Here is a 10,585-nt window from a genome sequence, read left to right as displayed (position 1 = left end):
GTTACGATTTTGTTATAAAAAATTGCATGCGCGTATTTTAACTCAACCTTTTGCGGTATCAAAGCGGGGGTTCCTGGTCTAGCAGGGGGATAATTCCTGTTCTAGTATTTATATATAAAAAAATAGGGCAAAGTACAAGTTCAATTTCCTGTATTTCCAAATATTAAATACCAAAAAGCCGATACCCTATAACGGATACCGGCCCTTTATGATGTCTAAATTGTAACGTTCACAGGTTTCAGATCTACTGCCCCTAACCCACGCATCGGTTTAGAGCGCTGCTGCCTGCTCCTTGAGCGCTTCAGCTTTATCCAAACGCTCCCATGGGAGATCCAGATCCGTGCGGCCAAAATGTCCATAAGCAGCGGTCTGCTTGTAAATTGGGCGACGAAGATCCAGCATGCGGATAATGCCAGCCGGACGAAGATCGAAATTGTCGCGTACGAGTTGAACCAGCTTATCTTCGCTGATTTTTCCTGTTCCATAGGTGTCGACACTGATGGAAACCGGATTCGCAACGCCGATCGCATAAGCAAGCTGGATTTCACATTTGTCAGCCAAACCTGCGGCAACGAGGTTCTTAGCTACGTAGCGGGCAGCATATGCCGCAGAACGGTCAACCTTCGTAGGATCCTTGCCAGAGAAAGCTCCACCGCCATGGCGGGCATATCCACCGTAAGTGTCCACGATGATTTTACGACCGGTCAAGCCGGCATCCCCTTGAGGACCACCAATAACAAAACGGCCTGTTGGGTTAATAAAATACTTCGTTTCCGAATCCAGCAGCTCTGCCGGTACAACAGGAAGAATTACCTTTTCCTTAATATCCTTCTGGATTTGCTCCAGCGTCGCTTCCTCGGAATGCTGTGTGGACACAACGATGGTGTCTACACGTACAGGCTTGTCGCCATCGTATTCAATCGTCACTTGGGTCTTACCGTCTGGACGAAGGTACTCCAAAGTACCGTCCTTACGCACTTCGGACAAACGACGAGCGATCCGGTGAGAAAGCGCAATCGGGAGCGGCATATATTCAGGCGTTTCATTGGTGGCAAAGCCAAACATCAAGCCCTGGTCACCAGCGCCAATGTTTTCGGTTTCCTTATCCACTTGGGAAGGATCACGGCTTTCCAGTGCAGCGTTTACCCCCTGTGCAATATCGGCAGATTGCTCGTTCAACGATGTTAACACAGCACATGTATTGGAATCAAAACCGTATTTTGCACGGGTGTACCCGATTTCCTTCACAGTATTTCTCACGATGGATGGAATATCCACATATTCGGATTTGGTGCTGATTTCACCAATTACCAACACTAGACCAGTTGCCACGGAAACTTCGCAAGCTACGCGAGCATAAGGGTCGTTGGCCAAAAATGCATCGAGTACCGCATCGGAAATCTGGTCACAGATTTTATCCGGATGTCCTTCTGTTACGGACTCGGATGTAAATAAACGTCGCCCTGTTAAAGACATGAGATCAACCTCCCATATAGTAGTATGTGAAATATTAAGAGGTCCTACACAAAAAATGAACCTTTCCCGATTGGAAAAGGTTTGAATGTACAATCCTCAACATGCATATTAACTTATTTGCTACCCCCTGTCAATCCAATAAACAAGCAGTTTTCGAGGGTTTTCGATATTTTTTCAATATGCTTTTCATACAGGTATAAGTTCATAAATCCATGAATCATTTACAGTTGTCCGAACAGGGACTGTTCAGCATTGCGTACCAGACGTTTGGTGATTTCTCCTCCGACAGATCCGTTGTCACGGGAAGTTAAATACCCCCATCCCGGACGACGGCTGTTTGCTGTACTCATCATCCCTAGTTCAGATCCGAATTCCGTATCGGCTCCGTCTGAGCCACCACCATATCCGACAGGCAAACCAAATTCTGCTGCAATTTCATATTTCATTTGATTCAGCATCTGTCTGCTCTCTGGTACAACTTGTCGATTCCGATTGCTGCGCGCCATGACCAACACCTCCTGTAATTGTTTACAGACGTATTATGTGTTGTAAGCATGACCGCAACACGTATTAAACGTTGTCACTGTTGGTAATAATTATAGATATTAAGATCTGTTTGGATAGGGTAATGAATATACAACGGATCAACGAATCAACAGATGGCAAAGCTAAGACTGGCGGAAAAGTAGCCTTTATCTTATTTAACTGTGTAGCCACCGCGTACCATGACGATCAGACCGCTCGTTTGCCCAGGCTTTACTTGAATGCCGCGCCCATCACGCGGGAAGGAGAGCAGATGGTTTTTAGGAGCAGCTTGTCCATTCAACAGGTCAACACCCGCTGTCAAGTCTGCAACGCCGTTCGAATCCTCTGTATAGATGACCGCATGGCCAGAGCGTACAATAAACTCGGTACCCGCATCAGCAACCAGGATCTGTCCGGGTTTCAACGATACATTTTTTACTTCATTTGAGTTTTGCTCTGGAGTAGAAGGAGTCGGTGTTGGATTGGTGGCCCCGCCACCCAGCGCTTTCTGGATCTGCTGATCCACATAGCTCTTGGTGACAACCGGATCGTCGGTCGTGCCTGGGGTGGTGCTTGCACTGTTTACCTTTACACTGAGAATCGAACCGGCACCGATACAAATACAGGCAGAAATGATTGCAGCGAAGTATTTCCTTTTTGTCATCATGCTGTTATCTCCTTCATTTTTTAATAAAAAAACTGCCCGGATCAAGTCCGGGCAGTTTTCTGAAGTACAATAATTAGTACTTAATGGATTCGTAAACAGTGTCTGGAGCATTTCCTTCCAGATCGACGATATATTTACCGTTTTTGTTGTTTGGTACCGAAACTTGAGCACCTGGAATTGTTGGGTTGAATGGTTGTTCCAGTTCTACGCGAACAACGTTGGCACTAGCTTTAGTAGCACCTTTAACTTTAACTTCTCCTCCATTTACATAAACTTTAAATGCATCTGGAGTAAAGTATACGTTGATTTCTTCGTTGAACTCGATATCTACATAAACATCGCCAACAACCGATCTAGCTTCAATTGCTTTCGGAGCAATTCCGTCTGTGATTTGCAGACCATCGACCTTGGCAATCTTGTGTCCAAGATTATCAGAGGATTGAGGGTTAGCAACAGTTGTCAGTAGAGGCAAGTTTGTAACATCGCTGAACTTACCATTCAAAGTAAACTCAACTTTTGTAACACCGTCGTTATACTTAGGCTCGCCAGCTGTTCCTCTCAGTGTTCCGAAGTAGAAGTCGCTAGAGAATACCGAAGTAATGTTCCCGTTGAATTCAACAGTTACTTTATCTTCAGCAGTTGCCTTAGCAGATTTCACAGGAATTGCTACAGAATCAGCGATAGGAGTCTGAGCAGTAGTCAGGTAGTTTCCGTTAAGGTCAGCAACGTTAACTACGCGCAGCTCTGCACCTTTAAGTTCATCGGCACTAATGTCCTTCTTAGGCAGTGTAATACGCACTGTTTCAGCATTTCTCAACGAAGGTTGTGGAGCATTCTTCGTAGGGAATACTTTGTATACACTACCAGTTACATAGCTATATTTGTTAATGTCAAGTGCTGTTCCATTTCCATCAACCGCTACAGCTCTGTTGAATTGGACATCGATGTACAGATCATCGTTGCTGGAAGTTGTGTCTACCCAAGCTCTAACAACTTGCAGAGTCTCGGAGTTGGTAACTTCAACTGTCAAAGTTTGTGGCAGCATTGTGTTCCCGATGGTAGCAGTATCACGAATGTTTGCTACTTCGAGAGTGTACGTACCAGCTGGAAGTTTGCCAATGGACCTAATTTCAACACGGTTTTTGTAAGTTTTAGCATCCTTAACTACATAAGCAGGAGCATTTACAGGTTTACCGCTATTAAAGCCTTTATCAGTCACAACTTCACCTTTAGAGTTTTTCAGAACGAAGTTGTCACGTTTTTGGATGTCATCCAGGTTTACGTCTTTAGAGAATTCTACAGTCATAACAGTAGCATTATCTTCAACTTCTACCTTGACATCATTCACAACAGGACGAGTAGTATCCAGTACTGGAGTTACTTTAGCTTCGCGATTAGCGGAGTTGTCGCTGTAGTCTTTTACGCCTTGGAGATAGATTGTATTCTCGCCCAGGCTAAGTTTTTTGTCGCCGTTGAATTCCAGAACTACAACATTGTCTTTGATTTCGACTTTGTCAGCAGTTCTACTGGAAGAAGTGTGATACACTTTGTCAACGGATTTAACGGATTCGTTGAATTCAACTTCAACTTTTGTCAGATCCTTAGTTTTAACGGAAACAACCTCAGGAGCTGTAGTATCTTCAGCAACATTGAACTGAACGTCAACTGGCTTCACTTGGAAGTTAGCAAAGTCTGTTACACCTTGAACGCTCAGTGTGTGCTCGCCTACGGCGATGTCTGTTGTAATGAAAGCAACATTAGGATAAGTGAATTTCACCCAGCCGGAAATTGCTTTTCCATCGATTTTGTAGTTAGAAATGTTCGCTGCAGTGTTAGCTTGAACAGGCTCAGAGAATACAACCTTGAATGCCTTAGTTCCCAGACCAACAACCTCAGTCACTTCTGGAAGTTGAGTGTCAACCGCTCTGAATGTAATTGTCTCTTTGAACGTTCTGGAACCATCAGAGTTCTTAACATTGTTAATTTCCAGTTTAGCGTCTTTTTGTTGAGGCAAGTTGTTTGCAGAATTTTCTGCAACAAGCAATGTTACGCTGCGCTTGTCATCGGACAATTTTGCAGATTCGAAAGTAACACCAGTTACTTTGTAGTTATCTTCGTTCTCTGCAGTAGCAGTATCTACTTCACCGTCAAAGTTAACAGTGAGTTCTTTGTAGTTAGTTGCAGATACGCCTTCGATCTTAGTAGCAGCAGTTACTACCCAAGTTACACTTTCAGTGTACTCGTAGTTGTTGTAAGTAAATTTAACCTCAGTTGCAACGTTTGCTTTCAGAGGAGTTTCAAGGGTTACTTTCACTTTTTCGCTGTTAGCGAGGGTGAACTCAACCACTTTACCGTCTTCTTGAACGTCATAAGAAGCAACTTTTGGTTTGTTTTGAGCCAGGTAGATTGCGTAAGCAACTTCAACCAGCTGAGTTCTGTTAGCGTTAGCCAGTGGGTTCACGCTGCTGTTGATCAGACCAGCATTGATTGCTGCTTGAACATAACCTTTAGCCCAGTTGGATGCGTTGTTGTTTGTCTCGGATGGAATTTCCAGGTTTTGAACAGTAACGAGGACTTTCGCCATTTCTTGAACGGTGATGTTACCGTTGAAGTCGAAAATCATTTTCGTTGTGTTCTTACCTTCCATGATACCAGCAGCGTATACTGCCTCTACGTATGGAGCCGGCCATTTACCAGCAGCGTAGTTTTTGTCATTGAAGGAAGCTTTGTTTTGAATTGGCTCAAGACCAAGCAGTTCAACCAGGACTTTGGCGAACTCGCCGCGAGTCATTTCCTTGTCCAGACCAGCAGTTCCATCTGGATAACCAGTGAAGATGCCTTCTTCTTTAAGAATGTCAAACTTTTGTTGAGAAGTCAGTGCGTCGTCACCGAATGCAACAGAAGCAAACATGGAGAATGCCATTGCTGTAGACAGTGCCACGGATAAAATTTTCTTCATAACCTTTTTTTCTCCTCCTTGAATCATCACTTGATTGTTTTCTTTAATTTGGTAGCTCTTATCACTCATAGCCGTGCACCTCCTTTCCCGAGTTGAGCAGTAATCAATAATGATGTCTGTGATGATATCACAGAATCCTGTTAACGAGAGAACACTTCATAACTAGAATAGAATCCTACCTAGGTATTATACAACGAGTCCCTATAACCGTAAAGAACATTTTTCTAATTTATAGACAAGTTTCTTCTTTCGGTTAATCCTGGATCGCTCGCCGCGTTCTATATCTTTAAACGTTCTGTTTCTTAAAAAGTTGCGGCAGTTGCAAAGTTTTTTTAATTTTTTTTTCGGAAACCGCAATTTCCAGTAACAATACGCTTCCGCCACCAAACGACAACAAAAAAAGACGCCTGTTTGGCGCCTTCTGTTGAAATCTATCGAATCTTCATAGCAAGCTGGATAATTCGGTTCCGCATCTTCGGATCGTCATTCAGCCGGCTGTACATCAGTTCAATCTCTGCCTTGTTATCACGGTAAGTTTTCTCATGCTTAATCGTGGAATGCGACCACTGAATCAGCGCATTCTCTGCCATCGTCAACTCGTTAAATGCATCATGAAAACCTGTCTCAACGACGAGCTCCTCCATGACTTCCTGCGATATCTCATTTTGAGCGGCGCGAGCCAGCTCAATCTTCTTCTCCATCACTTTGGCTTTATCCTCAAACTTCGTTTTGGCCTTCATGTAATCGAGCTGCGCTTTCGATAAGATCGGCTTCATAATTCATCTTCACCCTTTAAAAATAGTATGTGCTTCCGCTATTGTAGCGTATTCTACAATAAATTACAAAACAATAGATTCTGGTAATCGGGGCCAGCCTCGGAAAAAAAAGCCGCCCCTGCCGCGGATTATTCCGCTTCAGGAGCAGCTTTGGCAAGATTTCAAAATGGACTAGCTCAAGTTTTTAGGGAAAATCTTCGTGCTTTTCTTCAACAGCTCAACCGCAATTTTCCCTGCCTCCGCACGGGTCAGATTGCCCTTCGGATTGAAGTTGTACAGCGGCTTGCTCTGCCCTTGTACTGTGAATGGACTACCCTGCATAATCTTCGCATTGGACACGGCTAGGATGGCCGGACGCGCATAGTAATCAGCTCTGCCAGCATCCGCAAACGCTTTGGACAGTGACTGCTCCAGCTTGCTGTCATTGGCTGCCATCTTCAGATCCAGCGCGCGGGCGATCATCACAGCTGCCTGTTCCCGTGTAACACGCTGAGTCGGGCCGAAGAAGCCGTCGCCCAGTCCCTGAATAATACCTGCTCTTGCTGCTGTTTCTATATGGGCATAATCCCAGGTTGTCGTGCCGGTTCCCGGCTGAATGTCCACAAAGGTTGGCTGATTGTCGTAATTCAGCGGCAGATTCAGCCCCTTCACCAGCAGCATCGCAAATTCGCCGCGAGTTGTCTGGTCATCCGCACCGAATTCACCGAAGCGGAGGTTGTTCATGATTCCTTTCGCATATAGAGCATTCAAAATGTTTCTCGCCCACGGATGGTTCGTAATATCGCTAAATCCAAGGCGCATCTTCATTACTTTATAGTAGCCAAACTCGTCAAAAGGCACGGTGATCGTGTTGTTCTTCATGTCGACTTCCCCGCCGATATTTACCCACCGGCCATTATCCGCATAACGGAATACCGATACTGTCGTTCCGGCTTCATCCACAATGTTGCTGTTGAAGGACAGCTTCAGGGTGCCGCGCTGGGAAGGAACGATCTTACGATCTGGTGTAAACTCGGTAAAGTTACCTTCGAGCGAGTAAGGAGACAGTCCGTTCGTGCTTGGCTTATAGCCGATCTGCCCACGATCATTCTGCTCGCCGATCCCGCCATGAATCCAGTAAATATCTGATGCGAGTGTGAAGTTGTTCGTATCTGCCGTCGAGTTAAAGCGCTGCACCAGGTATTCCGGAATACGGATCATGCCAGCTCCGCCTGAAGTACGATCATCCGGCGTTACATTGATGATGTTTCCATAATCGTTACGCCGCTCCACAACCCCGTCCCGCGGATCCGCGATTCCGAAGAGGATTTTGTTGTCCGGATAGAACTTTGTAATCCCATTACCGGATGTGCTTGCAGATTGCAGAATGGTGCCTTTCGGGAACGAAAGCTCCAGTTTTTTGTTGAACGCAGTATACTTGTTAGCTACCTTCTCCGCCATGAACTGGCTGTCGACCGTCACCGTTCCGGTGTAATACACATAGATAGACTCTTTGATGGTTCCACCAGGACGGACAACCTGGATATCAATTTTGTTCGATCTGTTTGGCTTCAGCCCAACGTAGTCGTACACAAAACGATTATCCATATCTTCACGCTTAATCGCGCGTTCCTTGCCAATCAGAACCTCGGTGGCCCCTTCGGCCTCGATGTCAAACCGTACAAAGTTTTTGTTTACGACAATTTCCTCGCCAACGGTAGGTTGAGGCGAAAGAATACGATAAGGCAATACCTCGCGTACAATTTCAAGGCGCTGTGTGGCACGTGCACCTGTACCGTTTATAAGCTCCAGACTGTATACATGACTTCCTGGCTCTTCAAACGGAATATCTTGAATCCGCAGGATGAAGTCCGATTCATTCCCTGCAAAGCTGTAAGTGTAGTCTCTTCCGTTATATGTAAACACGGAGGACGGAATATGATCAAAGTTGCCTCTATCTCTAATATCTCGTGAGAAGAATGGCTGTGATCCAAAATAGACATTGAGTTTGGAAGCGCCGTTACCGCGAATCACCAGGTCATATCGTTGCTCGCTGGTTACATATCGCTCGTTGTTCCACACAAACTCAGGTGAAACATTAAAGATGCGGTTCATTTTGTCATCAGGGTATGTGCTTGGGTCCTGATTATCAAATGGCTCTCTGCCCTGAACTGCCAAGGTAGGCATGAAGTTTGTAATCTTGGAAATATTCGTATCAATGATATAAATTCTGAGCTCTTTACGGATTTCCCGCGCGTTTCCTGCAGCATCCGTAGCCGTACCGGTAAATACAATGCGGTTTTCCCCGTAAACAAGTGGGCCAGCGGCATCAATTGTAAAGTTTAAATTGAAGGTCGCTCTGCCTCCATTAATCGTCAGCCATTGACCCGGATTGGCTGGGTTCGGATCACCGTTAATTCCGTTCACGAACACTTGGGCGTTGAAATAAGGGCTGTTAATATTCTCAAACCCGATGTACTCCCCTTCTACATTAAGGGTATGTGTCGAACGAGAATCAAACGAATAGGTCTGACCATCATGCAAATTCGCTACATAAATGTAGTTCTTCGAAACATAAGAAATTTCAGCGTTGTACACTGAGGTCGAGCCCTGGTAGTTGAAGCCAATCATATGCTGACCGTTAGAGAAGCCCGTAATTCTGTATACTTCCTCATTGGCTCCAAGCCCTGCTGGCTGTGGATTCACGCGAGTAATATTGACAGCATTTGCGCTTATCGGCAAATACTTAGCTTCTACAGTCGTCGTTGGCGCTTTATCCGCTTTGACCACAATGTAAAAATCAGCGGTCTCGGTCTCCGACTTATTCAGCGGAATGCGGGTTACTGTCGATACATTATCCGTTCCGTTGTAGCCTGGAAGGAGATCGATACCTGTGATTACGACCTCGCCAGGAAGATATCTGTAACTAATATTGTAAGCGGCTGAGAACGTTTCATAGGTTAAAGCCAAATTCAAATATTGTGTTCCAGCAGCTACTGGAAACGTTCCGGTTCTGAACTTCACAAGGCGATAAGCAGGCGTAACACCGTCAGGACCCGGAATGACCGTCTCGCTGATCACATCCGCCGCCGTCACTGGAACTGCAGCTTGTCCGCCAAGGCTATATGTGGCATTCCCGGCAAAAGCATTTGCACTGTATGGAACCAATGCCTCAACCTCAAGTGTAGCGTCTGTCGCTGGACTCGTCAGAACAGGCACTTTATTAATCGACGGATAAGAAGTTCCTCCGTGAACGATATCAATTCCGATGAAAGGCTCAGCCGGATCGAAGAAATACACCCCGCGACTTACACGGATCGAATCCGAAGCATTCTTAATTTCGAGATCAATCGTATTGAGTCCTGGAGTAAAGTTCAGCGCAGGTGTGAAGAAGGTACCGTCTTCCAATAAAGACGAAACAAACGCTGTTCCACCATTCAAAGACACCGTGACCTGCGTTGCATTCTTCGCGTTACCTTGAAGTGTTCCCATCGGGTTTGTCACAACCACGCGCGTACCTTCATTAAGGTTCACCGGTGTTGCGCCACCCATGAGCTGCAGGCCTTCGATATATGGAATTCTGTCATACAATACATAGAATGTATCGGAACGCTCAACACTGCCTTGCATCCCGGAAAATGTAATTTTGTTAAACCCTGAGAACAAGGTCATATTACTTGCGGTGAACTTGTTCGTGGAGGTTGTGTCTGCAGTTACAGGCGCTGTAATCGCAGTCGAGCTGTCCGTCACCCATCTTACACCGCCCCCGGTTACAGGCTCAGAGCTGAGGCGCTCGATTTTGACCGACAGAGTATCACTTGCCACATGAGAATACGTACCTGTGATGGACAGTGCCGGGTTGTTGGTTCTGTACACATTTTCCCGCGTAATCTGGGAAGTCCCCGGTTCCGTCGTTAACAAAGCCGTATTTCTGATCTCAACAATATCCGGAATAAAGTAGGTTGCTGCAGATGCCGCCTGGACAGGCTTGATGATTCCCGCCGGGACCAGCGTGACCAGCATGGTCGTCAGCATCAACCAGACCATGATACGTTTCGCTCGCTTCATCTCTGATTAATCTCTCCCTTGCATTTAGTTTCGAAGGTATCTTCCATATGTATCGGTTACAGATATCCAAATTTTTAGAATATATCAAAAAAACCCCACCAAAAAAAGGTGAGGTCCAAATAAATTGGTTTATTC

At 45.5% G+C, this 10,585-nt stretch carries 6 protein-coding genes; all 6 read right to left on the bottom strand.

Features of this window, described 5'->3' with window-relative positions:
• Positions 1-270: 270 nt before the first annotated feature.
• The 6 genes from metK to CHH75_RS13070 all read right to left on the bottom strand — a co-directional run bounded on the left by metK (position 271) and on the right by CHH75_RS13070 (position 10,450).
• A complete protein-coding gene (metK, locus tag CHH75_RS13095) occupies positions 271-1,476 on the bottom strand; it encodes a methionine adenosyltransferase (protein ID WP_095264913.1) in 1,206 nt (401 codons plus the stop codon).
• Between the two features lie 221 nt (positions 1,477-1,697).
• The gene (locus CHH75_RS13090; RefSeq protein ID WP_095264914.1) at positions 1,698-1,982 is read right to left on the bottom strand and encodes an alpha/beta-type small acid-soluble spore protein; all 285 of its coding nucleotides are present in this window, start codon (positions 1,980-1,982) and stop codon (positions 1,698-1,700) included.
• A gap of 191 nt (positions 1,983-2,173) precedes the next feature.
• A complete protein-coding gene (locus CHH75_RS13085) occupies positions 2,174-2,668 on the bottom strand; it encodes a hypothetical protein (RefSeq protein WP_095398374.1) in 495 nt (164 codons plus the stop codon).
• 73 nt (positions 2,669-2,741) lie between these two features.
• Positions 2,742-5,696, bottom strand: coding sequence for an S-layer homology domain-containing protein (locus tag CHH75_RS13080; protein ID WP_095398373.1), 2,955 nt, complete (start codon positions 5,694-5,696; stop codon positions 2,742-2,744).
• Positions 5,697-6,058: 362 nt separating this feature from the next.
• Entirely contained in the window at positions 6,059-6,403 is a 345-nt protein-coding gene (locus CHH75_RS13075) for a hypothetical protein (RefSeq protein ID WP_095264917.1), read from the bottom strand.
• A 171-nt stretch (positions 6,404-6,574) separates the two neighbouring features.
• Positions 6,575-10,450 (bottom strand): S-layer homology domain-containing protein, encoded by a 3,876-nt coding sequence (locus tag CHH75_RS13070; protein WP_095398372.1) that lies wholly within the window; start codon positions 10,448-10,450, stop codon positions 6,575-6,577.
• Positions 10,451-10,585: the final 135 nt, after the last annotated feature.

It is taken from the genome of Paenibacillus sp. 7541 (assembly GCF_002276395.1).
GTDB lineage: Bacteria > Bacillota > Bacilli > Paenibacillales > Paenibacillaceae > Paenibacillus_AQ > Paenibacillus_AQ campinasensis.
This window is presented reverse-complemented; position numbering and strand designations above follow the sequence as displayed.

Bases quoted from the DNA above. Each gene is read 5' to 3' on its own strand.
- metK (WP_095264913.1), bottom strand. From the start codon at position 1,476: ATGTCTTTAACAGGGCGACGTTTATTTACATCCGAGTCCGTAACAGAA.
- CHH75_RS13090 (WP_095264914.1), bottom strand. From the start codon at position 1,982: ATGGCGCGCAGCAATCGGAATCGACAAGTTGTACCAGAGAGCAGACAG.
- CHH75_RS13085 (WP_095398374.1), bottom strand. From the start codon at position 2,668: ATGATGACAAAAAGGAAATACTTCGCTGCAATCATTTCTGCCTGTATT.
- CHH75_RS13080 (WP_095398373.1), bottom strand. From the start codon at position 5,696: ATGAGTGATAAGAGCTACCAAATTAAAGAAAACAATCAAGTGATGATT.
- CHH75_RS13075 (WP_095264917.1), bottom strand. From the start codon at position 6,403: ATGAAGCCGATCTTATCGAAAGCGCAGCTCGATTACATGAAGGCCAAA.
- CHH75_RS13070 (WP_095398372.1), bottom strand. From the start codon at position 10,450: ATGAAGCGAGCGAAACGTATCATGGTCTGGTTGATGCTGACGACCATG.